Consider the following 25,398-nt stretch of genomic DNA (forward strand, 5'->3'; position numbering starts at 1 on the left):
GCAGATTCAGTGGTAAATCCTGTACGTTCAGCCTACGAGGCTGAGCTTGCGTCACGGGGCTATGCAAGTGACCCGGCGCAGTTGCGTGCGATTGACGCGCTGGAGCGCTGCGCCACGGAATGGGCCGCGTACAAGGGCCAGCGGTCGAATGCCTTCAAGAAGCTGATCAACCGACCCCCCATTCCCCGTGGCGTGTACATGCACGGCGGGGTGGGGCGGGGAAAAAGCTTTTTAATGGACTGCTTTTTCAATGCAGTGCCGCTCAGACGGAAAGTCCGGCTGCACTTTCACGAATTCATGCGTGAAGTGCATCGGGAATTGCTGGACCTGCAGGGCACGGCCAATCCGCTCGATGAGTTGGGCAAGCGTATTGCCAAGCGCTTCCGGCTGATCTGTTTTGACGAGTTTCATGTGGCGGACATTACCGATGCCATGATTCTTCATCGCATGCTGGTCGCCTTGTTTGACAACGGCGTTGGATTTGTCACCACATCCAATTTTCATCCGGACCAGCTTTACCCGAACGGCCTTCATCGCGACCGTATCCTTCCCGCTATTGAGTTGCTGAAGAAGCATATGGAAGTTATCAATGTTGATAACGGAACGGACTACCGCAGGCGCACCCTGGAGCAGGCCAGGCTTTACCATTCACCGCTAGGCCCGCAGGCAGATGCGGAAATGACGGAAACTTTCGATCGCCTGGCTGCATCACACGATGAAAATCCAGTGCTGCAAATTGAGTCCAGGCAGATCCAGGCCAGACGTAAAGCGGGCGGTGTGGTGTGGTTTGACTTTAAAGCCTTGTGCGGGGGGCCGCGCTCCCAAAATGACTATCTGGAAATTGCAACCCAGTTTCATACGCTGCTGCTCAGCGATGTTCCCCATATGCCTGTCCGAATGGCTTCCGAAGCAAGGCGTTTTACATGGCTGGTGGATGTTTTGTATGATCGGCGGGTCAAACTGATCATGTCTGCTGCGGTGCCGCCGGAAGCGTTATACACCGAAGGCCCGCTGGTGCATGAGTTTCCACGTACCGTCTCGCGACTCAACGAAATGCAGTCCATGGAGTTTCTGGCCCTGGAGCACAGAACGGTGGATACCACCCTGACATGAAATCCTTCGCTTTCACATTCCTGTTGCTCTGGTCAAGCAGTTTTGCCGGTGCGCAAACCAGTGCCTTGAATGGACCGGTTGGCAACATTGACGCACAGCGTGCCGCAATCTCTGCCGAGCGCAGCAGGTTGGAGGCTGGTTTTTTGACAGAAGATGCTGCTTGCTATAAAAAATTTGCCGTCAATAGTTGCTTGGGACAAGTCAATACTCGGCGACGTGAGGCCATGGCGGACTTGAGGCGGCAAGAGATTTTGCTCAACGATGAGGAGCGAAAATTAAAGGGCGCTCAGCAGATTCGTAAAACCGAGGAAAAGTCATCGCCTGAAAAGCTGCAGCAGGAGGCTGAGCGACGCAGCAAAGCAGTTGAAGACTACCAGGGCCGCCTGACGCGTGAAAAGGACAAGCAGCAGGAGCGAGGCGTCGCCGCCGCCAATGAAGCGGCTGCCCGTGAGGCCAATACGGCAAAGCTTCAGGCTCACCAGAAAAAAATCCAGGCACGCACCGAGCGGCAGGCGGACACAGCTGGAAAAGCAAAAGAGTTTGAGGCACGCCAGGCAGAAGCTCAGGAACGCCGAGCCCAACACGAAGCCGACCAACTAAAGCGCGCCAAGCCCCCGGCAAAACCGCTGCCCTTGCCTCAGTAACAACGGACTTTACTCCAGCGATTCAAGCTTGACAATGACCAGCGACAGGTTGTCTCCAACCCCTCGCGCACGCTTGCAGGCTTTCTGGATGAGGAATTCAGTCGCTTCACGTGGTGACAGCATTGACAGGGCAGATCCCATTTCACTGGCACTGAAGTAATGCCACACGCCATCGCTGCAGGCCATCAACACATCGTTGGCTTGCAATTTCGGGATGTAGTGCTGTGCAATGGGCGGTGCCTCTTCTGCGCCGAGGCATCCCATGAGAATATTTGATTGAGGATGGCTATTGGCTTCGTCCTCACTGATCTCGCCCTTGTCAACCAGCGTTTGGACATAGGAATGATCCACAGTTCTGTATACCAGTTTGCTGCCTTGATAATGGTAAATCCGCGAGTCACCGGTATGCACCCAGTAGCATTCTCCGTTAGGATTGATCAAGAATGCCGCCAATGTGCTGTGGGGTTCTTGTTCAGAAGAAATAGCCGTCAGCTTGATGACGATATGGGCTTCCTCGACAATTTGCTTGAGCATGGAAGGCGCGTCGTCAGTATCGGGTGCGTAGCGATCAAAAAGTTGCTTGGCCGTCAGCATGACCTGGTCAGAGGCCTTGCGTCCACCACTACGGCCACCCATGCCATCTGCAACAATACCCAGGATACATCCTGGAATGCGGTGATGGCTTAACAGGTTTACCTGGTCTTGCTGGTAGTCACGGTCGCCTTTATGGATACCTGTAGAAGCTGTGATTCGGTAACTTTTGGTCATTGTGGGTCTGTCAAGCTTCGCAAGCGAAATTTACGGGAGTAACCAACGTATTATCACGGCAGCCTATACGGAAAAATCTTTTGATCTTAAATCATCATTCCTCGCAGCGTCTGCTGATAGAGCTCAAAATCGAACATGCAGACCTCAATGCCCTCGTTGACAAGGCTGTACATGCGCCGAACATCGACGAGTTGCTGCTCAAGCGGTTGAAAAAACGCCGCCTCCAGCTTCGCGACCGAATATCGCGTCTCGAATCGTCCTTGACCCCTCCTGAGCCTGCCTGATGAATCTTGCGTTTGAAGTTGACGAGGCTTTTTCTCCCGGAGGTATCCTTTCGCGGGCGACCGAACACTTTGTTCCACGCAGCGGCCAGAAAGAGATGGCACTGGCGGTGACACATGCCATTGAAGACAGGCGTTCTCTGGTCGTGGAAGCCAGTACTGGCGTGGGTAAAACCTTTTCCTATCTGGTTCCAGCCCTGTTGAGCGGCGAGCGCATCCTGCTGTCAACTGCAACCAAGGCATTGCAAGACCAGCTTTTCGGTCGTGATTTGCCTCGCCTGGTTGAAGCGCTTGAGTTGCCGGTGCGAACGGCCCTGCTCAAAGGCCGTGGCAGCTATTTATGCCTGCATCGCATGGAAATGGCGCGACAGGAAACTTGTCTGCCAGAGGGCGTATCAGTACGTTCGCTGGCAAGAGTGGAGCAATGGTCACAGGTGACAAGAACAGGTGATCTTGCAGAACTTCCTGGCCTTGATGAGCGTTCGCCCATGATTCCCCTGGTGACCTCGACAAGGGACAATTGCCTGGGCTTGCAATGTCCGCGGTTTCGAGCTTGCCATGTCAACCTGGCCCGTCGAGAGGCGATGGCCGCCGATGTCGTTGTCATAAATCATCATCTTTTTTTTGCCGACTTGGCCGTTCGCGAATCCGGCGTGGCCGAGTTGCTGCCTTCGGTGCGGATTGCCATTTTTGATGAAGCACATCAATTGAACGAAACCGGCGTGCAGTTTCTAGGCAGCAACCTGACGACCGGCCAGTTGCTGGATTTTTCCCGGGACATGCTGGCAGCCGGGCTGCAACTGGCCCGTGGGTTGGTTGACTGGCAGGAAATCGTTGTTGCCATAGAAAGAGCTGCGCGTGAATTGCGTCTTTGCGCTGGCAAGCACTATCCTGGAACCAGGCTGCGCTGGACTGGTGAGATTCCAGAAGGCCTGCCTGCCAATGATTGGCAACATGCCCTGGAGGCTGTCCATGCATCTTGTCTGCAGGCTTGCGCAGCGCTCGACACGGTCAGCGAAATTGCACCAGATTTTGTCCGGCTCCATGAGCGCGCAGCTCAACTGGCAGAGCGAGTGGAGACCTTCGTCAATGTCTGCGAACCCGGCTTTGTACGTTGGCTCGACGTGGGAATGCAGTTGCGTCTGGTTGAGTCGCCGCTGGATATTTCAAGGGCGGTAAAAAGCAAAATGCTGGGTGTGTCAGGTGAGAGCGAAAAAACCTGGATTTTCACGTCAGCCACGCTGGGTGATGATGAAAAACTCAGCTGGTTTACCCAGCCTTGTGGTCTTGAAGACGCTGATGTGCTGCGGGTTGGAAGTCCTTTCGATTATGAACGCCAGGCCGCGCTGTATGTGCCGCCCAGCTTTCCCAAGCCGGGAGACCCGCTCCATAGCACAAAGGTAGCCGAATGCGCGGCAGTCTGGTCGCGTCAGCTGGGCGGACGGACCATGGTGCTGACAACCACCTTGCGTGCATTGCGGGCGATTGGAGAAGCACTGCAGGCGGCTTTTGATCAGTCAGGAGACTTGCAGGTTCTGGTGCAGGGCGGCATGCCCAAACGCGCCCTGATTGAACGTTTTCGCGAAGGCGATTCGCTGGGTGGAAAAGGCTGCGTCCTGGTTGCGTCGGCATCGTTTTGGGAGGGTATTGACGTTCCGGGCGATGCGCTGCAACTGGTTATTATTGACAAACTGCCTTTTCCTCCACCCAACGACCCTCTGGCTGAAGCCAGGGCAAAGCTGCTGGAATCGCAAGGACGCAGTCCCTTTACCAATTATTTCCTGCCAGAAGCCGCAGTAGCACTTAGACAGGGTGCCGGCCGTCTGATCCGCAGGGAAACCGATCAAGGCGTTCTGGTGGTCTGTGACAGTCGCCTGGTTTCCATGGGTTATGGAAGGCGGCTTATCAAGGCATTGCCGCCCATGCAAAGACTCGAATCGGAGCAGGCCTTGATGGCCAGACTGGGTAGTCTTACCAGAACTTGTACCACGGATTGTCCGCAGTCCTGAAGCCTTTGCTCATGTACTGGCTTTGCGGATAGCTCTTGTCCATGATGCGGCGCATGTCATCACGCAACTCGGTCATGCCGAGGGCATCATAAGATTTGTAGAGAATGAAGGTGGCTTCTTCAAGCGCTGGAACGTCGCGATAGTCGGCAATGGCACTTTGCGCACGGTTGATGGCCGCCACGTAAGCCCCGCGCGAATAGTAATAGCGGGCGACATGAACTTCGGACTTTGCCAGTGAATTGACAATGTAGTTCATGCGCAAGCGTGCATCGGGCGCATAGCGCGAATCAGGAAACCGCGCCACCAGTTCCTTGAATGATTCAAAGGATTCTTTCGCCGCATTCTGGTCACGCTCGGACAGATCCTGGCGCGAAATGGATCCAAAGATGCCCAGGTTGTCATTGAAGTTCACCAGCCCTTTCAGGTAAAGGGCATAGTCCATGGCCGGGCTGGCTGGGTGAAGTTTCATGAACCTGTTCAGCGTCGCGAGCGCCTGGGCCTGTTCGCCCCCTTTATACTGGGCATACGCCTTGTCGAGTTGCGCTTGCTGCGCCAGAGGCGTTCCGGCTGCGCGGCCTTCGAGCTTTTCGTAAAGAGGAATCGCCTTGTCATAGGCGCCGGAGCCCGCTTCATCCTTGGCTTCGGCGTAAATTTTGTTCGGACTCCATGTTGCAGTCTTGTCGGGCGCCGGAGTGCTTGAGCAGCCGGACACAACAACGACCAATGCGCAAACGGCGGCTACAAGCGGCGATGCTTTCGGAACAACCGATAATTTGGTGGAAAACATAGCAATCGACCTTCTTGATGACTGATTCAGAATTGAGCAAATTTATTATATCGGGCCGTGTTGATGCCAATTCGCTGGCAGACGATTCGCAGGATGAGGCAGAAACCACTGCGGAAGTGGAATTGCGGCATGTCAGCGTTCCCGTTGAAAGCCATGGCTGTCGCCTCGACAAGGCCCTGGCTGGTCTGGTGCCCGAGTTCTCACGCAGTTACCTTCAGCAATTGATCGAGGACGGGGGCGTGCTGGTCAAGGGCCTTAAAGCCATCAAGACCTCTGCAAAGGTCAAGGCTGGCGATGAACTGACCATCGAGTTGCGGCCCACGCCTCAAAGCCAAGCCTTCAAACCTGAGGAGATGGCGCTGGACATTGTTTATGAAGACCGCCACCTGATAGTCGTCAACAAGCCTGCAGGGCTGGTGGTGCATCCAGCGCCCGGCAACTGGAGCGGCACGCTGCTCAACGGCTTGCTGGCGCATGACCCGCAGGCGTCTTTCATGCCGCGTGCCGGCATCGTGCATCGCCTTGACAAGGACACCAGCGGCCTGATGGTCGTGGCGCGCCAGCGACAGACGATGGATCAGCTTGTCAGCATGATTGCGGCCCGTACCGTCAGCCGCGAATACATCGCATTGGCCCATGGTACGTGGGAGGGCGCCAAAACCCGCCAGGTCGAAGCGCCGATTGGCCGAGATCCCCGCAACAGGCTGCGCATGGCGGTGGTTGACCTGGAGAAAAATTCAGGCAAAGCTGCTTCTACGGTAATTTCGCTGCTCGACAATGCCGAAAAGCATTGCCTGGTCAAATGCAAGCTGCACACAGGTCGCACCCACCAGATTCGGGTTCATATGGCATTTCTGGGTCACCCGCTGGTCTCGGACGAGGTCTATGGCGGTGCCGTTGCGGGTAGCTTGCAGCGCCAGGCACTGCATGCCTGCCGTCTGGCGTTCGCGCATCCGGTGACGGGTGCCGCGATGGAATTCAAGTCGCTGCCGCCGCCTGATTTGGAGATGGCTATTGCCGGTTTTGGCCTGAGATACAATCAGGCCCTGTAGTTTTCTGCTACCTGCAACATGGCGCCCCTGATCAGGGAAGAGCCAGCATGGATACAACGCGCTGACAATAGCGCTTTTCCCGCCTTTTTCGGAACGACCAATCATGAATACGACGGATGCGAAGCGCATCCTCGAAACAGCCCTTATTTGTGCGCAGCAACCGCTTGCCTTGCGTGATTTAAGTGTTTTGTTGAACGGGGGTCTCGCTGCCGATAGTCTCAAACTGGTGCTTGCGGATTTGCAGAATGACTGGTCAGATCGTGGTGTGGAGTTGGTACATGTGGCAAGTGGCTGGCGCTTTCAAAGCCGTCCAGAGATGCGCGAGCACCTAAATCGGCTTCAGCCAGAAAAACCGCCTCGCTACAGCAGGGCTACTCTTGAAACTCTGGCCATCATTGCTTACCGGCAACCCGTGACGCGGGGCGACATGGAAGACATTCGCGGGGTCACGATCAACAGCCTGCTTTTGAAGCAACTGGAGGATCGTGGCTGGATCGAGGTGATCGGTCACCGGGAAACCGTTGGCCGGCCGGCGCTTTACGCAACGACGCGCCAGTTTCTTGATGACTTGGGTGTCGAGTCCCTGGCCGGGCTGCCGGCAATGGACAGTACACCGGCACAGCTTGCAAAACTTGAGCAGTTCGAACTGGGCATGCTTGAAGTGCCTGACAGTGCATCTGCCGTGATAGAGCCGGAGTTGCACGCTCCAATAATTTTCGGGGACTTGGCGTCGGATGCCGGCAAGAGTTCTCCACCTGACCCGCAGTAATCCGTACGCCAGCTATCCACACGAACGAATGTAAAAGCATGAAACCACAAGACAACCCTGCCAGCGAAGCCCCGCCAATGCCAGAATATGAATCAAATAAGGTTGTACCGCACGACCCACCAGCACAGTTAGCTCCTGATTTGATAGCGAGTGATGGGCGTGGCAAGGTTTCCCCATCGCAGGCCACTGCACGGCGGCCTGGCTCGAAACAGGTGCCCGCCACCATTCGCTTTGAAGATGTGATCACTGGGCAGTTCGATGCCGACGAAGACGATGTGGCGCTTGATTTGCCCAAGCGCGTGCTGTCGCCACAGCCGGAAACCCCCAAGCTTCACAAAGTGCTGGCTCAGGCCGGACTGGGTTCGCGACTTGAAATGGAGCAACTGATTCTCGAAGGGCGAATTTCCGTCAATGCCGAGCCCGCCCACATCGGTCAGCGCATCCAGTTTGGCGACACCGTCAAGGTCAATGGCAAGCCCATCCGCGTCCAGATCGATCCGCCGCCGCCCCGCGTGATTGCCTATCACAAGCCTGCCGGCGAAGTGGTCACGCACGACGATCCGCAAAATCGCCCGACCGTGTTCCGGCGCCTGCCCAAGCTCTTTCAGGGCAAGTGGCAGTCAGTCGGGCGGCTGGATTTGAATACCGAAGGCCTATTGCTCTTGACCAGTTCCGGTGAGTTGGCCAACAAGCTGATGCACCCGCGCTTCGGACTGGAACGCGAATATGCCGTGCGGGTGCTTGGTGCGCTGAACAATGAAGAGAAAAAACGCCTGCTTGACGGCGTGACCCTCGACGATGGCGTGGCGCAGTTCGGCTCGATTGAAGCCGGTGGCGGCGAAGGCGCCAACTGCTGGTACCGGGTTACGATTTCAGAAGGACGCAACCGCGAGGTACGTCGCATGTTTGAAGCGGTGGGCCATGCCGTGAGTCGCCTCATCCGTATTCGCTATGGCGCCATGGTGCTGCCGCGCGGCCTCAAGCGGGGTGCGTTTGTCGAACTCGACGAGAACGATATCCATGCGCTGACCAGCGCGGTCAGCCGCTCTGAATCACGGCCTGATCCGCGAGGCGAAGCTGCAGGTCCGGGTCAGTCCGAGGGGGAGGGGGGTGTTCAACAGCGACGTGGCCCCCGCAGGAACGAGCGTCCCCGCAGTGGCGCTGGACGGCCACGCAATCTTGACGCAGGGCAAAGTGGTGTCCAGCAGCCATTGGATGATTCGCAGCCGCCAATGAACCGAACAGATTCAGCACCGCGAGGCAACCGGCGTAATGCCGGTGGCGGGGCCGGCCCGCGGGGCCGCAGTCAAGGGGGCAATTCTGGCCCGGGTGCGCGTTTTGGACAAGCCGGTGCTGGCGGCCCGCAAGGTCAAAAGCGACGCGATGACCGTAACCCACGCAGCGATAAATCGGCTGGCGGCTCCCAGCCCGACCCCATGAAAACCTCATTTGGTTATATCGGTGCCGATACCTTCACCCGGCAGCGGCAGGACCAGGGCCAGCGTCGTGGGGGCGGGGGCGGCAATGCAGGCGGTTTTGGCGGAACCAGTGGTGGCCCGCGCCGCAATGGTGGCAATACAGGTGGAAACCGTGGTGGCGGCAATCGGGGCGGAAATCGCTAAGGACGCTTAAGTACTCCATTTCGCAGGGTTGCTCTCGAAGGGGGGTAAGCCGGCGGGTTAAAATCATAGGCTTTATTCAGTCCTTGAATAATTTAAAAATCCAATAACTCTCGTCCCAAGGAAAATTCATGGCCATCGAACGCACACTCTCCATCATCAAACCTGACGCAGTCGCCAAAAACGTGATTGGCCAAATCTACGCACGTTTTGAAGCCGCCGGCCTGAAGGTCGTCGCCGCCAAGATGACCCACCTGTCGCAAGGCGAGGCGGAAGCTTTTTATGCCGTGCACAAAGAGCGTCCTTTCTTCAAGGATCTGGTCTCGTTCATGATTTCCGGCCCGGTGATGATCCAGGCGCTGGAAGGCGAAGGCGCTGTGCTGAAAAATCGTGACCTAATGGGCGCGACCGACCCGAAGAAAGCTGATGCCGGCACCATTCGCGCCGACTTCGCCGACAGCATCGATGCCAATGCCGTTCATGGCTCCGACGCTGTCGAAACCGCCAGGGAAGAAATCGCTTTCTTCTTTGCGGGCATGAACGTTTACTCGCGTTAATGAGGCCGGTCCCCATGCTTTGCCACCCCTTGTCCGGGTCGTCGCTTGTGTGGGGCGATTCAACGTATCGCGCGCTGCGATGACAACCAACCTTCTCGACTTTGATCTGGAAGGCTTGGCTGCCTTTTGCGAACAGCTTGGCCAGAAGCGCTTTCGGGCGACCCAGCTGTTTCGCTGGATTCACCAGAAAGGCGCTTCCGATTTTGAACAGATGACTGATCTGGCAAAGTCGCTGCGCGAAAAGCTGGCCGTCTCGGCCCACATTCAGGGACTCAATGTTGTATCCCGCCACGAGTCGGCTGATGGCACCATCAAATGGCTGTTTGATGTCGGCGCGGGCGACGTCATCGAAACTGTTTTTATCCCCGAAACCGACCGCGGAACACTCTGCATTTCATCCCAGGCGGGTTGCGCCGTGGGCTGCCGGTTTTGCTCGACGGGCCACCAGGGCTTCAGCCGCAATCTGACCACGGGCGAAATCATTTCCCAGTTATGGTTTGCCGAGCATTTCCTGCGCAAGCATCTGGGCCGGAACGAGCGCGTCATTTCCAATGTGGTCATGATGGGCATGGGTGAGCCGCTGCAAAATTATTCCCAACTGCTGCCAGCGCTCAAGGTCATGCTCAATGACCACGGCTATGGCTTGTCGCGGCGCCGGGTCACGGTATCCACATCCGGCGTCGTACCAATGATCGACAGGCTGGCCAAGGACTGTCCGGTAGCGCTTGCCGTCTCGCTGCATGCGCCCCAAGATGCGCTGCGCAGCAACCTGGTGCCGCTGAATAAAAAATACCCGATTGCCGAACTACTGGAAGCCTGCACCCGGTATCAGTCGGCAGCGCCCCGCGACTTCATCACTTTTGAATACTGCATGCTTGATGGCGTTAACGACCAGCCCGAGCATGCGCGCCAGCTGGTGGCGCTAATGAAGACCCATGCCGCCAACGGTTTGTCGTGCAAATTCAATTTGATTCCCTTTAACCCCTTTCCGGCTTCCGGACTGCTGCGTTCAGACATGCCGCAGGTCATGGCGTTTGCCAAAATCCTGATGGATGCGGGCATCATCACCACCGTGCGTAAAACCCGGGGCGACGACATTGATGCGGCTTGCGGCCAGTTGGCTGGCGATGTGCAGGATCGCACCAGTGTGGACCAGCGCATGGCTGCGCAGCGCCAGGGCATGCTGGGCGGCATCAAGGTGGTGGTTGTCAACGGGGATACGGCATGAGAAGTGGTTTGCGTCGGTTCTGGATGTCCGCCTGCTGGGGGGCTGTGCTGCTTGCAGGCTGCGCGAATCAGCAAACGGCTGAAGGGTTGGGTAACAGGACTGACCTGATCACCGATTCTGATGAAACCGATCAGCGCCGCCGCGCGCGGTTGAGGGTTGAGCTTGCAACCGGCTATTTTGAACAGGGCCAGACCAAAGTTGCCCTGGATGAAATCAAGCAGTCGCTGGCCACCGACCCGAATTTTGTCGATGCCTATAACCTGCGCGGGCTGGTCTATATGCGGCTCAACGACATTCCGCTGGCAGAGGACAGCTTTCGCCGTGCGCTGGCCCTCAATTCGCGCGATGCCGGCGTGGCCCACAACTACGGCTGGCTGCTGTGCCAGCAGTCCCGCTATGCCGAGTCGTTCAAGCTGTTTGCCCAGGCTGCTGCCAATCCGACCTACACCGGAAAAGCCAAAACCCTGATGGCGCTGGGTGTGTGCCAGGTGAATGCGGGACAACTGAGCGAGGCTGAACAAAGCCTGATGCATTCCTACGAGCTGGATGCCGGCAATCCGGTGACGGGCTACAACCTGTCCAGGCTGCTGTATGCGCGCGGTGATTTGACGCGTGCCCAGTTTTATATCCGCCGCCTGAACAACAGCGAACTGGCCAATGCCCAGACGCTCTGGCTGGGTATCAAAACCGAACGAAAACTCAACAATCAGGAAGCCGTGGTGCAATTGGCCAGTCAGCTGAAAAAACGCTTTGAGCAGTCTCCCGAGGCTGCCGCTTATGAAAAGGGCTCATTCAATGAGTAAGGATGAAGCCGTGCAGCATGCGCAACCTGGCGCGGCAGTGATTGATTCGGGTGCTCAATTGAACGCGGGCGCGGCGGGTCAGCAGGATACTGCCGGTGCGTTGCTTCGTGAGGCCAGGCAATCCCAGGGTCTGGACATTGCTACGCTGGCGGCGTTGCTGAAGGTTCCGCTCCATAAATTGCAGGCGCTTGAGCAGGATCGACTTGACCTGTTGCCTGACCCTGTATTTGCGCGTGCGCTGGCTTCCAGCATGTGCCGCATCCTGAAGCTTGATCCAGCACCTGTACTGCATCGGCTTCCCGCCATTAGCGCTTTCAAGGTGACTTCCCAAAATAGGGGCATCAATGCGCCATTCCGTGCCCGCAGCGGCAGGCATGCTGCGCCTCTATGGGCCCATATTTCACGGCCAGCTGTTCTGGTGGGCCTTGCCTTGCTGCTGGGTGCACTGGTCCTGATCTTTCTGCCCTCCATCCAGCAGGAAATTGCAAGACACCGGCAAGGGGGGCAGGATGCGGCCAACCCAACCCAGCTTGTTGAGCCAGCGTCCGTCACAACAACCGTGACAACCCCGGTATCCGCAGGCAATGAAGCATCCGGAATGACTCCAAATCCGTCTTTGGGCAGCATGGTTCCTGCCGATGTAGCAGTTCCAGCAATTCCGACGAATACACTTTCATCCGCAGGCGCTGTAGATGTCAATCCCGATGCTGCAATCACTTTCAGTGCAAAAGGCGCATCCAGGATAAAAGTGACTGACGCCAAAGGCGTGGTGGTCATGGACCGTGCGTTTCGCGCTGGCGAGTCTGCCAGCGTATCGGGAGCGCCGCCGCTGACTGTGGTGGTGAGCCGTGCTAACCTAATGCAGGTTCAGGTGCGTGGTCAGGATTTTGATCTGACCAGCGTCACCAAGAACAATGTTGCCCGTTTCGAGGTGAAATAGTGCAAACCTGTCTTCCCATTGAGTCCGCTTTTCCCAAAGCGCATCATTCGCTGCAGTCCCGGGTTGTCTGGGGTTCGCGGGTGGTTACCGTCGGTGGCGATGCGCCGGTGCGCGTCCAGTCCATGACCAATACCGACACCGTGGATGCGATTGGCACGGCCATTCAGGTCAAGGAGCTTGCCTTGGCCGGATCAGAAATGGTTCGCATCACGGTCAACACGCCTGAGGCCGCAGCAGCCGTTCCCTATGTGCGTGAGCAACTCGACCGCATGGGAATTGATGTGCCGCTGATTGGCGACTTTCACTACAACGGCCATCGCCTGCTGACCGATTACCCCGCCTGCGCCCAGGCGCTGTCCAAGTACCGCATCAACCCCGGCAACGTGGGCAAGGGCAACAAGCGCGATACGCAGTTCGGCCAGATGATTGAGGCGGCCCTGCGCTGGAACAAGGTCGTTCGTATCGGTGTGAACTGGGGCAGCCTCGACCAGGAGCTGCTTGCCAGCCTGATGGATGAAAACAGTGCGCGTAGCGCGCCCTGGGATGCACGGCAGGTGATGTATGAAGCCTTGATTACCTCTGCCATTGATTCTGCCCAGCGCGCCGAAGACATGGGAATGCGCCGCGACCAGATCATCCTGTCGTGCAAGGTCAGCGGCGTCCAGGATCTGATTTCCGTGTACCGCGAACTGGCCAAACGGACCGATCACGCGCTTCACCTGGGCCTGACCGAGGCGGGCATGGGCACCAAGGGCACGGTGGCATCGGCCACGGCGCTCTCGATTTTGCTGCAGGAAGGTATCGGAGACACCATTCGTGTCTCCTTGACGCCCCAGCCGGGCGAGGCCCGCACACAGGAAGTGGTCATCGCTTCCGAAATCCTGCAGGCCCTGGGCTTGCGGACATTTGTACCCAGCGTGACGGCATGCCCCGGCTGCGGCCGCACCACCAGCACCACGTTCCAGGAACTAGCCAAGCAGATTGACGATTTCCTGCGCGCGCAGATGCCGGTCTGGCGCGAACAGTATCCGGGCGTCGAGGGCCTGCGGGTCGCCGTGATGGGCTGCATCGTCAATGGTCCGGGTGAAAGCAAGCATGCTGACATCGGCATCAGCCTGCCCGGCTCAGGCGAAGCGCCAGCGGCGCCGGTATTTATTGATGGCGAAAAAAGACTGACCCTGCGCGGCGACAACATCGCGCAGGAGTTCCAGGTCATCGTTGAAAACTACATTGAAAAACGCTTTGGCGCGCACGCCGTCGCCCAAGCTTCCTGAACCACATGCCTGAAAAAATGACTGCCGACCGGGCAGGAAAATCCGCGCCGGTCAAAATTGAAAAACTCGCTGCCGTCAAGGGCATGAACGACATCCTGCCGCCGGACTCGGCGCGCTGGGAGTGGCTAGAGGACAAGGTTCGTGGCCTGATGGGGCGTTATGCCTACCGCAACATTCGCACGCCCATCCTGGAGCACACGCAGCTGTTTGTACGCGGCATCGGCGAGGTCACCGACATTGTCGAGAAGGAGATGTATTCTTTCGAGGACCGCTCCGACAAGCATGGCGACCATGATCACCTGACCATGCGGCCTGAAAATACCGCCAGCGTGGTCAGGGCCGTCACCGAGCACAACCTGCTCTATGACGGAGGCAAACGCCTCTATTACATGGGTCCGATGTTCCGCCGCGAGCGGCCCCAGCGTGGCCGCTATCGGCAGTTCCACCAGATCGGTGCCGAAGCCCTGGGCTTTGCGGGTCCCGAAGTGGATGCCGAGTTGATCCTGCTGGCCGCCGCGCTCTGGAAAGAACTGGGCCTGACGGACTGGCGCCTGGAAATCAACAGCCTGGGCCAGCCTGAAGAGCGCGCCCAGCACCGTGCCCAGTTGATCGCTCATTTTGAACAGCATGCCGATGCCCTGGACGAAGAGGCCAGGAGGCGCTTGCACAGCAACCCGCTGCGCATTCTCGATACCAAAAATCCGGCCATGAAAGCCGTGGTCGAAAGCGCGCCACGTCTCATCGATTTTCTGGGTTCCCAGTCGCTGGCGCATTTTGAAGGGCTCAAAGCTATTCTGGATGCCAACAGCATTCCCTGGACGCTCAACCATCGACTGGTGCGCGGGCTGGACTATTACAACCTCACGGTGTTCGAGTTCGTGACCGACCGATTGGGCGCGCAGGGAACCATTTGCGCGGGGGGGCGCTATGACTACCTGATCGAGCAGATGGGTGGCAAGCCGGCCCCGGCCGTGGGCTGGGCCCTGGGCGTCGAGCGGGTACTCGAACTCATCAAGGAGCAGGGCGCCCTCGTCGAGCATCCAGTGCCGGATGCGTATGCGGTCATCCCCGAAGCCTCTGCGCTTCCGGTCGTGCTGCAAACGCTTCAGGCCTTGCGCGCAGCGGGAATCAGCGTACAGATGCACGCCAGCGCCACACCGGAAGGCATGGGCAGCATGAAGTCGCAATTCAAGCGGGCCGATGGCAGCGGCGCGCGGTTTGCGCTGATTTTTGGTGCTGACGAACTGGCAGAAGGCCGCGTTGCCGTCAAACCCCTGCGCAGCGAGAAAGCCGGATCTGCACAGGCCCAGACACTTCAACCGCTGAACGATGTGGCCGCATGGGCGCACATGCTTTGCCCTGATACGGCGGTTTGAGCGCCCGTTGGGCACTCTACAATCAATCGATTCAATCCACCCGTCACGGGTAGAACTACCAGAGATTTATGGCACAACACCTCGATTTGGAAGAACAGGAACAGCTTGACGAACTCAAGCATTTCTGGAAGCAGTATGGCAACCTGATTACCTGGGCTTTGATTGTCGTTTTGGGGGCCTTTGCCGCCTGGAACGGCTACCAGTACTGGCAGCGCAGTCAGGCGGCCCAGGCGTCGGTGATGTTTGACGAGATCGAGCGCGCCGTGCAGTCGGGTGAAACTGCAAGAATTGACCGTGCGCTGGCTGACATGAAAGAGCGTTTCGGCAGTACCGCTTACGCCCAGCAAGCCGGACTTCTGGCCGCCAAGGCTCACTACGACAAAGGCAATGTCGATGCCGCCCGTGCCGCCCTGACGTGGGTTGCCGACAAAGCAGCCGATCCGGGCTACCAGGCGGTGGCCAAACTGCGCCTTGCCGGAATCCTGCTTGAAAAGAAAGCGTATGACGAAGCGCTGCAGCAGGTGTCGGGCGCCTTTCCGAAAGATTTTTCAGGCCTGGTTGCTGACCGGCGCGGTGACATCCTGATGGCGCAAGGCAAGAAAACCGAAGCCAAGGCCGAGTACGAAAAAGCCTACAAGGCGCTTGACGAGCGTGCCGAATACCGGCGCCTGGTCGAGGTCAAGCTCAATGCGCTGGGTGTTGATCCCGCTGCCGGGCAGGTCAAGCTTGCAACTGCCGAAAATGCCGGAGCGAATAAATGAAAAAACAGTCTTTTTGGTCATTTGCGCTTTCTGTACGGGCGCCTCTAGCTATCATTAGTGTAGCAATGTTGGCCGGTTGTTTTGGCGGCGTGAAAAAGCCCCAGCCCACGGAACTCCAGCCGGTGACCGCCCTGGTCTCGGTTCGCCAAAGCTGGAGCAACCGCATGGGCCAGGTCAGTTTTCCGCTGGATGCGAGCGTTTCCGGCAACAGCGTCGGCGTTGCCAGCGACGACGGCACCGTGGCGCTGATCGATGCACAAACTGGCCGCGACATCTGGCGCATGGCGCTGAAGACACCCATCGCTGCCGGCGTTGGAAGCGATGGAAAAGTGCTTGCCGTCGTCACGAAAGCGAACGAAGTCGTTGCCATGCAGGCTGGGCGCGAACTGTGGCGCCAAAAGCTCAATGCCCAAGCGTTCACGGCTCCGTTTGTTGCGGGCGAGCGGGTGTTTGTTCTCGCTGCGGACCGTTCGGTGAATGCCTTTGATGGCCAGACCGGCCGCAAGCTGTGGACCCAGCAGCGTTCCAGTGAACCGCTGGTCCTGCGCCAGTCCGGTGTCATGCTGGCCGTTGGCGACACCCTGGTCGTTGGTCTGGCCGGGCGGCTGGCAGGCATGAACCCTGCGGATGGCAGCATTCAATGGGAAGCGCCGATTGCCACGCCGCGCGGCATCAACGACGTTGAGCGGCTGGTTGATCTGGTCGGAAGCGTCAGCCGCGTCGGTGACAGTGTCTGCGTACGGGCTTTTCAGGCCAGCATTGGCTGCGTCAACACTGCGCGTGGCAGCGTGTTGTGGACCAAGCCTGCCAACGGCGTGCAGGGCATTCAGGGTGATGATCGTCTGTTGTTTGGCACCGAAGCCGACGGCACCGTCATGGCCTGGAAGCGCACCGATGGCGAACGTGTCTGGTCCAGTGAGCGGCTGCGTTATCGGGGGTTGACCGCGCCGCTGGTGGCCGGCCGCTCTGTCGTGATTGGCGATGCCACCGGATTTATCCATTTGCTGTCGCGTGAAGATGGCTCCCTGCTCAATCGCCTGAGCACCGACGGCTCGGCAATTTCCGCTGCCCCGGTGCTGGCGGGCAATACCCTGGTCGCCGTCACCCGTAACGGCGGCATTTATGGCTTCCAGCCCGAATAACGGCATCCTTGCCAGAAACTGATTTACTCTTTTGATGAAACCTGTCATTGCGTTAGTTGGCCGCCCGAATGTGGGCAAGTCAACACTTTTTAACCGGCTGACCAAGACGCGGGATGCGATCGTGGCCGACTTTGCCGGGCTGACGCGTGATCGTCATTACGGCAACGGCAAGCTCGGTCCCCACGAGTACATCGTGATCGATACCGGCGGCTTCGAGCCCGATGCCGTCACCGGCATTTACAAGGAAATGGCGAGGCAGACCCGCCAGGCCGTCGCCGAATCCGATGTGGTTATTTTTGTGGTCGATGCGCGCGCTGGCATCAGCGCGCAGGACTATGACATTGCCAACTACCTGCGCAAGCTCGGAAAACCGACGGTGCTGGCAGCCAACAAGGCCGAGGGCCTGCCTGAAGGCACGCAGGTATCCGAGTTTTTTGAACTTGGGTTGGGCGAGATGCTGGCCGTTTCCGCGTCCCACGGACAAGGCATGCGCATGCTGGTGGACTTGGCGCTGGCACCGCTCAATTTGCCTGATCCGGCAGAAGAGACCGAGCAGGAAGATCCGGCGGTCATCAAGCTGGCTGTAGCAGGCCGCCCCAACGTCGGAAAATCAACGCTGATCAATACCTGGCTGGGCGAGGAGCGCCTGGTCGCGTTTGACTTGCCCGGAACCACCCGTGACGCCATCTCGGTACCGTTTGAGCATGCCGGGCAGAAGTTCGAACTGATTGATACCGCAGGTCTGCGCCGCAAGGGCAAGGTTTTCGAGGCCATTGAGAAATTCTCGGTCGTCAAAACCCTGCAAGCCATTGAAAATGCCAACGTCGTGCTGCTCCTGCTGGACGCCACGCAAGGCGTGACGGACCAGGATGCGCACATCGCCGGCTACATCCTTGAAAGCGGCCGGGCTGTGGTGCTGGCGGTCAACAAATGGGATGCGGTGGACGCTTACCAGCGCGAACTGTTGCAGCGCTCCATTGAAACCCGGCTGGGTTTTCTGAAGTTCGCATCCATTCATCATATTTCGGCCATCAAACGCCAGGGCCTGGGGCCGGTCTGGAAATCGATTATTCAGGCACACGCCTCGGCCAACCGCAAGATGTCCACGCCGGTGCTGACCCGCCTGCTGATGGAAGCGGTGCAATTCCAGCAGCCGCAGCGTTCGGGTGTCTTCCGTCCCAAGCTGCGCTACGCCCACCAAGGCGGCATGAATCCGCCCATCGTCATCATCCATGGCAACTCGCTGGACCATGTGACCGAGTCTTACAAGCGTTACCTCGAAGGCCGAATTCGCAAGGAGTTCGATCTGGTCGGAACCCCCCTGCGAATCCAGCTGAAAAGCTCTGTTAATCCTTTTAAGGACAAGGAATAGGCTTTGCACTACAAACCCACCCAAACGGGTGTGGTATGGTCAAGTTCTATTAACTTTTGAACACGGAAAATATCGTGAGCAATAACAAAGGCCAGCTCTTGCAGGATCCATTTCTCAACACCTTGCGTCGCGAGCATGTTCCTGTTTCGATTTATCTCGTCAATGGGATCAAATTGCAGGGCCAGATCGAATCCTTCGATCAATACGTGGTTCTGCTTCGCAATACCGTCACGCAGATGGTTTACAAACATGCGATTTCCACCATCGTTCCTGGCCGCGCTGTGAATTTTTCGACGGCCGAGTCTGAAGAATCACCAACCAGCTGAGTACGTACGACGCTTTGGTGAAAACACAAGCACTCGCCCTTCTGGTGGGGGTCGATCTGGGCCTTCCCAACTTTGATACAAATCTGCAGGAACTCGGTTTGCTGGCGCAAACCGCGGGCTTGGAGCCTGTGGCGCGCATCACCTGCAAACGCAAGGCTCCGGATGCGGCATTGTTTATTGGCTCGGGCAAGGCTGATGAAATCAAGATGCTGGCGCTCGATACGGGCGCCACTGAGGTTTTGTTCGACCAGTCACTCAGCCCGGCCCAGCAGCGCAATCTTGAACGGCATCTTGAAATGCCGGTCAACGACCGGACGCTGCTGATCCTGGAGATTTTTGCCCAGCGCGCCCGCAGCCATGAAGGCAAGCTTCAGGTCGAACTGGCGCGCTTGCAGTATGTGTCAACACGACTGGTTCGGCGCTGGTCCCACCTGGAGCGGCAAACAGGTGGCGCCGGTGTTCGCGGCGGTCCGGGCGAAAAGCAGATCGAGCTTGACAAGCGCATGATTGGCGATGCCATCAAGCGCACCAAGGAACGCCTGACCAAAGTCAAAAAACAGCGCCAAACGCAGCGAAAGCAGCGCGAGCGGCGCAACGCACTCTCGATTTCTCTCGTCGGTTACACCAACGCCGGAAAATCAACCCTGTTCAATGCCCTGGTCAAGGCCAGTGCCTATACGGCGGACCAGCTTTTTGCAACGCTGGACACCACCACACGCCAGCTTTATCTCGGCGAGGCGGGTCGCTCTGCATCGCTGTCGGATACAGTCGGCTTTATTCGCGATCTGCCGCATGGGCTGATTGATGCTTTTGCTGCAACCTTGAAGGAAGCCGTTGATGCCGACTTGCTGCTGCATGTGGTTGATGGCTCCAATCCTGACTATCTGGAGCAGATTGAGCAGGTGCAACGCGTGCTGTCCGAGATCGGTGCCGCCGATGTGCCGCAAATACTGGTGTTCAACAAGCTCGATGCCATTGAAAATGGCAGCTTGCCCCTGCATCTGAAAGACCGGTTTGAACTCAGGGATGCTTTTGAAGGATCCAGCCGCAGTGTCGAACGCGTGTTTGTGAGTGCTAAAACAGGCGAAGGCCTGAATTTGCTTCGCGAGTTGCTGGCGGCTCAGGCTGTGAGCGTACAGGCCAGCGATATTCCCCAAGCACCCCAATGATATTGCCCGACCTGGCAATTTCGTTAGGCACAATGTCGGTGTAACAAAAAAGCGAGTTTTTTTCCATGAATTTGAATCCCGTGCTGCAGACGCTGACGAACTTTCCGGGTCGGCTCAAACAACGCGCCCAAGGCATATTCAATCTCAATGATCCGCGCTGGGGCCGGGATGAAGATAAATCATCGTCTGACGGCAGCAAGCCTGACGGACCCCGCGAAGACCGGCAGCCTCCCAAACCCGGTAATCGCCCACAGGGTCAGGGGCCGAATCAGGGGCCTCCAGATCTGGATGAACTCTGGCGCGATTTCAACCGAAAATTGGGCGGCTTGTTTGGCGGCGCCAAAAATGGCGGCAACCGGGGTGGCCTTGGCGGTGGCAACAAGGGCAATGGCAGCAATGGCGGGGGATTTCAGCCTGACATGAAAAACGCAGGTATTGGCGTTGGCCTGATCGCCGCCGTGGTGGCGCTGATCTGGCTGGGAACCGGGTTTTTCATCGTCCAGGAAGGTCAGCAAGCGGTGATCACCCAGTTCGGCAAATACCAGTCAACGGTGGGTGCCGGTTTTAACTGGCGTTTGCCATATCCGATACAGCGTCACGAAATCGTGGTGGTGACCCAGATCCGGTCGGTCGATGTAGGCCGTGACACCATCCTGAAGGCAACCGGTCTGCGGGACTCGGCCATGCTGACTGAAGACGAGAATATTGTCGAGATCAAGTTTGCCGTGCAATACCGCCTGAACAATGCACGCGCCTATCTGTTCGAGAGCAAGGATCCTTCCGCCGCAGTGGTTCAGGCGGCTGAAACCGCGGTGCGTGAAGTGGTTGGCAAAATGAAAATGGACATGGCTCTTGCCGAGGAGCGCGACCAGATCGGCCCGCGCGTTCGGGTGCTCATGCAGACCATCCTGGACCGCTACAAGGTGGGTGTCGAAGTGGTCGCCATCAATCTGCAGCAAAGTGGTGTGCGCCCGCCCGAGCAGGTGCAGGCCGCATTTGATGATGTGCTCAAGGCCGGACAGGAACGCGAGCGTGCCAAGAACGAAGCCCAGGCCTATGCCAATGACGTCGTGCCCCGCGCCGTCGGTTCCGCATCGCGGCTGAAGGAAGAGGCCGATGCCTACAAGGCTCGTATCGTGGCGCAGGCACAGGGTGATGCGCAGCGTTTCAGCTCGGTCCTGGCCGAATACCAGAAAGCACCGCAGGTAACCCGTGATCGCATGTACACGGACGCCATGCAGCAGGTCTATACCAATGTCACCAAGGTGCTGGTTGAGTCCCGCCAGGGGTCCAACCTGTTGTACCTGCCCCTTGACAAAATCATGCAGATGTCCGGGCAGGCTGGTGCATCGGCAGCCTCCGATCCGTTGCTTGCGCCCGGTGGGGCCACATCTCCCGCAGCGCAGCCGCCCGCCAATGGCCTGCCTGTCGATTCCCGTGCGCGCGATACCTCCCGCACCCGCGAACGTGAAACCCGCTAAGGAAAACAAAAAGTGAATAGAGTCGGACTTGTCGTTTCTTCGTTGCTGGTGCTGCTGGCGCTGCTCAGTTCCACGCTGTTTGTTGTTGATCAGCGCCAGTTTGGCGTGGTGTACGCACTGGGCCAGATCAAGGAAGTGGTTCTGGAGCCCGGCCTTAATTTCAAGCTGCCCCCGCCTTTCCAGAATGTTTCCTATATTGACCGGCGGCTGCTGACACTTGAAAGCACCGACTCGGAACCCATGCTGACCGCTGAAAAGCAGCGTGTCGTGATTGACTGGTATGTGCGCTGGCGCATCATCAATCCTTCGGAGTACATCCGTAACGTCGGCCTTGACGAGAAGGCGGGCGCCAACCAGCTCAATCGCGTGGTCCGCAACGCTTTTCAGGAAGAAATCAACCGGCGCACCGTCAAGGACCTGCTGTCGCTCAAACGCGAGCAGTTGATGGCTGATGTGAAAAAGGAAGTGCTTGCGGTGGTCCGTGGCAGCAGTCCGTGGGGTGTCGATGTGATTGATGTACGAATCACCCGCGTTGATTATGTGGAAGCCATCACTGAATCGGTTTATCGCCGCATGGAGGCCGAGCGCAAGCGGGTGGCCAACGAACTGCGTTCCACGGGTGCTGCCGAAGGCGAAAAAATCCGCGCCGATGCAGACCGCCAGCGCGAGATTACCGTGGCCAATGCTTATCGGGACGCACAGAAAATCAAGGGCGAGGGCGATGCCGAGGCGGCGCGGACTTTTGCCCAATCGTTTGGCCAGGATCCGCAGTTCGCCCAGTTCTACCGCAGCCTGGACGCCTACAAGGCCAGCTTCAGCAAGAAGAGCGATGTGATGGTGATGGATCCTTCCTCGGATTTCTTCAAGGCCATGCGCGGGTCTGGCAGCGCTGGCAGTGCGGCTTCACGTTAAAAGCAATCTGCCTTGGACTCCGGCACGCTCTGGCAAGCGTTGGCGCTGCTGCTGGTGATCGAGGGGCTTCTGCCCCTTATTTCTCCCTCGGGCTGGCGCCGCATGTTTGAGCAGATTCTTGGCCTGAGCAATGGCCAGATCCGCTTTTTCGGTCTATGCAGCATCGCCATCGGCCTGATTTTTCTGGCAATGCTGGCCTGAGTCCTGGGCTGATCGCACGTCTGTTCCAGCAGTGATCAGCGGCAGAACTGAACGCAGTATTTCTGCCTGACGGTCACATCCGGCAGCCTGTCAGGCTAAACCATCGCCAAGCCCGGTAAAATGCCGGTTTTAACAGCTTACGAAAATTACAATGCCCGCCTGGTCGTCATCTTGGCAATTGCCCGATCAAATTGCCGATGTCCTGCCCTCCGAGGCGCGTCACATCGAAGAGTTGCGCCGTCTGTTCCTGGACACCGCCCGCAGCTACGGTTACGAGCTGGTCATGCCGCCGCTGCTGGAGCACCTGGAGTCGCTGCTGACCGGGACCGGCGAAGCGCTGGACCTGCAAACCTTCAAACTGGTCGATCAGCTGTCTGGCCGCACCCTGGGCCTGCGCGCCGACACCACGCCCCAGGTCGCCCGCATTGATGCGCACCTGCTGAATCGCAGCGGCGTGGCCCGTCTTTGCTATTGCGGCCCGGTGCTGCACACGCGCGCCGACAGGCCCCATGCCACCCGCGAGCCCTTGCAGTTCGGTGCGGAAATTTATGGCCATGCCGGTCTGGAAGCCGATCTTGAGGCCCAGCGGCTCGCGCTGGACTGCCTGAAAGCGGCTGGCGTCACCGACCTGATGGTGGACATGGCGGACGTTCGCATCGTTGCCAGCCTGCTGGCCGGCGCCAGCCTTGGCGCATCCACCCTGGCGCATATCCATGCGGCGCTGGCGGCCAAGGATGCGAGCGAATTGGGCAGCTTGCTCGCTAGCCTCTCGGGCGGTATTTCATCAGCCGCGCGCGAAGGCATGATGGCGCTGCTGCAGCTCTACGGCGATGAACAGGTGCTGCTTGAGGCTGAAAAAGCCCTTCCACGCTTGCCGGGCGTGCATGAAGCGCTACAGAATTTGAAGTGGCTGGCATCGCATGCCCCGGATGTCAAGGTCAGCTTCGACCTGGCCGACCTGCGCGGCTACGCCTATTACAGCGGCGCCCGTTTTGCCATTTACGGCCAGGGCGCCGAACTGGCCCGGGGCGGCCGCTACGACGAGGTCGGCGCCGTCTTTGGCCGCAACCGGCCGGCCGCTGGCTTCAGCCTTGACTTGAAGGAACTGGTCAGCGTGCTGCCGCCGCGCCCCCTGAAAGCGGCCATCTGCGCGCCTTGGGGTGACGATGCCATGTTGAATGCCGCCATTGCCCGCTTGCGGGCCAACGGTGAAACCGTGACCTGCGTGTTGCCCGGCCATGAAAATGAAGTCAATGAATTTGACTGCGACCGCGAACTGGCCCTGAAGGCCGGCCAGTGGGTGGTGCAGCCACGCCATTAAGCCGCATTGCAGAAGCGGTACGAAACGCTGTGCGAAGGGCCAGACCCCGCGCCGGCTTTATCCATTAGATCCTTAACGAGAACTGAAGATGACAAACAAACCAAGCGCAGCCACCGGCCGCAATGTCGTGGTCGTGGGCACCCAGTGGGGCGACGAAGGCAAGGGCAAGCTGGTCGATTGGCTGACCGAAATGTCGCAGGGCGTGGTGCGCTTCCAGGGCGGTCACAACGCCGGCCACACGCTGGTCATCAACGGCGTGAAGACCGCCTTGCACCTGATTCCGAGCGGCATCATGCGCCCGGGCGTGAAGTGCTACATCGGCAACGGCGTGGTGCTGTCGGCGGCCAAGCTGTTCGAGGAAATCGAAGGGCTGGAAAAAGCCGGTGTGGAAGTGCGCTCGCGCCTGCGCATCAGCGAAGCCTGCCCGCTGATCCTGCCTTTCCACGCGGCCATCGACATTGCCCGCGAAACCTTCCGCGAAAAGGGCGGCACCGAGAAGATCGGCACCACCGGCCGCGGCATCGGCCCGGCCTACGAAGACAAGATCGCCCGGCGCGCCCTGCGCGTGCAGGATCTGAAATACCCCGAGCGCTTTGCCGCCAAGCTGCGCGAGTTGCTGGAACTGCACAACTTCGTGCTGACCGGCTTCCTGAATGCGCCGGCTGTTGACTTTGACACGGTGTACAACGAAGCCATGCTGCACGCCGAACTGCTCAAGCCGATGATGGCCGATGTCTCGCGCGAACTCAATGACGCGCACCAGGCCGGCGCCAACCTGCTGTTCGAGGGCGCGCAGGGCACACTGCTCGACGTGGACCACGGCACCTACCCGTATGTGACCTCCAGCAACTGCGTGGCCGGCAATGCGGCGGCGGGCGCCGGCGTGGGTCCGGGCATGCTGCACTACATCCTGGGCATCACCAAGGCCTATTGCACGCGCGTGGGCGGCGGGCCGTTCCCGACCGAACTCGACTGGGAAAATCCCGGCACGGTCGGCTACCACCTCAGCTCCGTTGGCGCCGAAAAAGGCGTCACCACCGGGCGCAGCCGTCGTTGCGGCTGGTTCGATGCGGCCCTGCTCAAGCGCTCGGCGCAGGTCAACGGCCTGTCGGGCCTGTGCATCACCAAGCTCGACGTGCTGGACGGCATCGAAGAACTCAAGCTGTGCACCGGCTATGAGCTTGACGGCCAGACCACCGACATTTTGCCGATGGGCGCCGATGACATTGCCCGCTGCGTGCCGATTTACGAAACCATGCCGGGCTGGAGCCAGACCACCGTCGGCGTCACCGAGTACGACAAGCTGCCGGCCGCCGCCCAGCGCTACCTGCAGCGGATCGAGGAGGTGACTGGCGTGCCGGTCCACATGATCTCGACCAGCCCCGACCGGGACCACACCATCCTGCTGCGTAACCCCTACGCGGCCTGATCTCGAAAATTTAAGCGAAATAGGCTGTTTGCGCAATGAATACGGGCGCAGGCAGCTACTAATT

The 25,398-nt window shown here is 58.6% G+C and carries 25 protein-coding genes; 23 read left to right on the forward strand and 2 right to left on the reverse strand.

The annotated features are described in order from the left end of the window. Window positions 1–9: 9 nt before the first annotated feature. Both zapE and PNAP_RS09320 read left to right on the forward strand, forming a co-directional pair. Window positions 10–1,113, forward strand: coding sequence for a cell division protein ZapE (gene zapE / locus PNAP_RS09315; protein ID WP_011801250.1), 1,104 nt, complete (start codon window positions 10–12; stop codon window positions 1,111–1,113). Continuing rightward, window positions 1,110–1,757, forward strand: coding sequence for a hypothetical protein (locus PNAP_RS09320; protein WP_041376641.1), 648 nt, complete (start codon window positions 1,110–1,112; stop codon window positions 1,755–1,757). The genes zapE and PNAP_RS09320 overlap by 4 nt, the downstream gene beginning before the upstream one ends. Before the next feature lie 9 nt (window positions 1,758–1,766). Here PNAP_RS09320 and PNAP_RS09325 read toward each other — a convergent pair whose 3' ends face one another. Beyond that, window positions 1,767–2,525, reverse strand: a complete 759-nt coding sequence (locus PNAP_RS09325; protein ID WP_011801252.1) for a PP2C family protein-serine/threonine phosphatase — start codon at window positions 2,523–2,525, stop codon at window positions 1,767–1,769. Between the two features lie 80 nt (window positions 2,526–2,605). On the opposite strand from PNAP_RS09325, the gene PNAP_RS25615 reads away from it, so the two are divergent. After that, entirely contained in the window at window positions 2,606–2,809 is a 204-nt protein-coding gene (locus tag PNAP_RS25615) for a DUF465 domain-containing protein (protein WP_011801253.1), read from the forward strand. Then, window positions 2,809–4,815 carry an ATP-dependent DNA helicase gene (locus PNAP_RS09330; protein WP_011801254.1) on the forward strand — a complete coding sequence of 669 codons (2,007 nt, stop codon included), beginning with the start codon at window positions 2,809–2,811 and terminating at the stop codon, window positions 4,813–4,815. The genes PNAP_RS25615 and PNAP_RS09330 overlap by 1 nt, the downstream gene beginning before the upstream one ends. Here the strand turns inward: PNAP_RS09330 and PNAP_RS09335 are convergent. Then, on the reverse strand, window positions 4,778–5,602 hold the full coding sequence (locus tag PNAP_RS09335) for an outer membrane protein assembly factor BamD (RefSeq protein WP_011801255.1): 825 nt from the start codon (window positions 5,600–5,602) through the stop codon (window positions 4,778–4,780). The two genes, PNAP_RS09330 and PNAP_RS09335, sit on opposite strands and share 38 nt — an antisense overlap. 17 nt (window positions 5,603–5,619) lie before the next feature. Here PNAP_RS09335 and PNAP_RS09340 point away from each other — a divergent pair, with 17 nt between their 5' ends. From PNAP_RS09340 to PNAP_RS09430, 19 genes are all read left to right on the forward strand, one after another. Then, window positions 5,620–6,654, forward strand: a complete 1,035-nt coding sequence (locus PNAP_RS09340; protein ID WP_011801256.1) for an RluA family pseudouridine synthase — start codon at window positions 5,620–5,622, stop codon at window positions 6,652–6,654. 103 nt (window positions 6,655–6,757) lie between these two features. After that, on the forward strand, window positions 6,758–7,423 hold the full coding sequence (gene scpB / locus PNAP_RS09345; protein ID WP_011801257.1) for an SMC-Scp complex subunit ScpB: 666 nt from the start codon (window positions 6,758–6,760) through the stop codon (window positions 7,421–7,423). A gap of 38 nt (window positions 7,424–7,461) precedes the next feature. Then, window positions 7,462–9,045 (forward strand): pseudouridine synthase, encoded by a 1,584-nt coding sequence (locus PNAP_RS09350; protein ID WP_011801258.1) that lies wholly within the window; start codon window positions 7,462–7,464, stop codon window positions 9,043–9,045. Between the two features lie 128 nt (window positions 9,046–9,173). Continuing rightward, complete coding sequence (ndk, locus tag PNAP_RS09355) at window positions 9,174–9,599, forward strand: nucleoside-diphosphate kinase (RefSeq protein ID WP_011801259.1); 426 nt, start codon at window positions 9,174–9,176, stop codon at window positions 9,597–9,599. 79 nt (window positions 9,600–9,678) lie between these two features. Further along, complete coding sequence (rlmN, locus tag PNAP_RS09360; protein WP_011801260.1) at window positions 9,679–10,827, forward strand: 23S rRNA (adenine(2503)-C(2))-methyltransferase RlmN; 1,149 nt, start codon at window positions 9,679–9,681, stop codon at window positions 10,825–10,827. Continuing rightward, window positions 10,824–11,630: a type IV pilus biogenesis/stability protein PilW gene (gene pilW / locus PNAP_RS09365; RefSeq protein ID WP_011801261.1), complete on the forward strand. Its 807-nt coding sequence runs from the start codon at window positions 10,824–10,826 to the stop codon at window positions 11,628–11,630. Before rlmN ends, pilW begins: the two co-directional genes overlap by 4 nt. Further along, window positions 11,623–12,570 carry a helix-turn-helix domain-containing protein gene (locus tag PNAP_RS09370; protein ID WP_049763659.1) on the forward strand — a complete coding sequence of 316 codons (948 nt, stop codon included), beginning with the start codon at window positions 11,623–11,625 and terminating at the stop codon, window positions 12,568–12,570. The genes pilW and PNAP_RS09370 overlap by 8 nt, the downstream gene beginning before the upstream one ends. Further along, window positions 12,570–13,844, forward strand: coding sequence for a flavodoxin-dependent (E)-4-hydroxy-3-methylbut-2-enyl-diphosphate synthase (gene ispG, locus PNAP_RS09375; RefSeq protein ID WP_011801263.1), 1,275 nt, complete (start codon window positions 12,570–12,572; stop codon window positions 13,842–13,844). The genes PNAP_RS09370 and ispG overlap by 1 nt, the downstream gene beginning before the upstream one ends. A gap of 56 nt (window positions 13,845–13,900) precedes the next feature. Continuing rightward, the gene (hisS, locus tag PNAP_RS09380) at window positions 13,901–15,220 is read left to right on the forward strand and encodes a histidine--tRNA ligase (protein ID WP_041377141.1); all 1,320 of its coding nucleotides are present in this window, start codon (window positions 13,901–13,903) and stop codon (window positions 15,218–15,220) included. A gap of 68 nt (window positions 15,221–15,288) precedes the next feature. Further along, entirely contained in the window at window positions 15,289–15,981 is a 693-nt protein-coding gene (locus PNAP_RS09385; protein WP_011801265.1) for a YfgM family protein, read from the forward strand. Then, entirely contained in the window at window positions 15,978–17,123 is a 1,146-nt protein-coding gene (gene bamB / locus PNAP_RS09390) for an outer membrane protein assembly factor BamB (protein ID WP_011801266.1), read from the forward strand. The genes PNAP_RS09385 and bamB overlap by 4 nt, the downstream gene beginning before the upstream one ends. A 34-nt stretch (window positions 17,124–17,157) precedes the next feature. Next, window positions 17,158–18,495, forward strand: coding sequence for a ribosome biogenesis GTPase Der (gene der / locus PNAP_RS09395; protein WP_011801267.1), 1,338 nt, complete (start codon window positions 17,158–17,160; stop codon window positions 18,493–18,495). A gap of 74 nt (window positions 18,496–18,569) precedes the next feature. Beyond that, window positions 18,570–18,821 carry an RNA chaperone Hfq gene (hfq, locus tag PNAP_RS09400; RefSeq protein WP_041377142.1) on the forward strand — a complete coding sequence of 84 codons (252 nt, stop codon included), beginning with the start codon at window positions 18,570–18,572 and terminating at the stop codon, window positions 18,819–18,821. Between the two features lie 17 nt (window positions 18,822–18,838). Then, the gene (hflX, locus tag PNAP_RS09405; protein WP_011801269.1) at window positions 18,839–19,990 is read left to right on the forward strand and encodes a GTPase HflX; all 1,152 of its coding nucleotides are present in this window, start codon (window positions 18,839–18,841) and stop codon (window positions 19,988–19,990) included. Window positions 19,991–20,055: 65 nt separating this feature from the next. Beyond that, complete coding sequence (gene hflK / locus PNAP_RS09410) at window positions 20,056–21,471, forward strand: FtsH protease activity modulator HflK (RefSeq protein ID WP_011801270.1); 1,416 nt, start codon at window positions 20,056–20,058, stop codon at window positions 21,469–21,471. A gap of 12 nt (window positions 21,472–21,483) precedes the next feature. Further along, complete coding sequence (gene hflC / locus PNAP_RS09415) at window positions 21,484–22,383, forward strand: protease modulator HflC (protein WP_011801271.1); 900 nt, start codon at window positions 21,484–21,486, stop codon at window positions 22,381–22,383. 12 nt (window positions 22,384–22,395) lie between these two features. After that, complete coding sequence (locus PNAP_RS09420; RefSeq protein ID WP_011801272.1) at window positions 22,396–22,584, forward strand: DUF2065 domain-containing protein; 189 nt, start codon at window positions 22,396–22,398, stop codon at window positions 22,582–22,584. Window positions 22,585–22,735: 151 nt separating this feature from the next. After that, complete coding sequence (locus PNAP_RS09425) at window positions 22,736–23,905, forward strand: ATP phosphoribosyltransferase regulatory subunit (protein ID WP_011801273.1); 1,170 nt, start codon at window positions 22,736–22,738, stop codon at window positions 23,903–23,905. An 88-nt stretch (window positions 23,906–23,993) separates the two neighbouring features. After that, entirely contained in the window at window positions 23,994–25,334 is a 1,341-nt protein-coding gene (locus PNAP_RS09430) for an adenylosuccinate synthase (RefSeq protein ID WP_011801274.1), read from the forward strand. Window positions 25,335–25,398 lie beyond the last annotated feature (64 nt).

Source organism: Polaromonas naphthalenivorans CJ2 (assembly GCF_000015505.1).
Lineage (GTDB): Bacteria > Pseudomonadota > Gammaproteobacteria > Burkholderiales > Burkholderiaceae_C > Polaromonas > Polaromonas naphthalenivorans.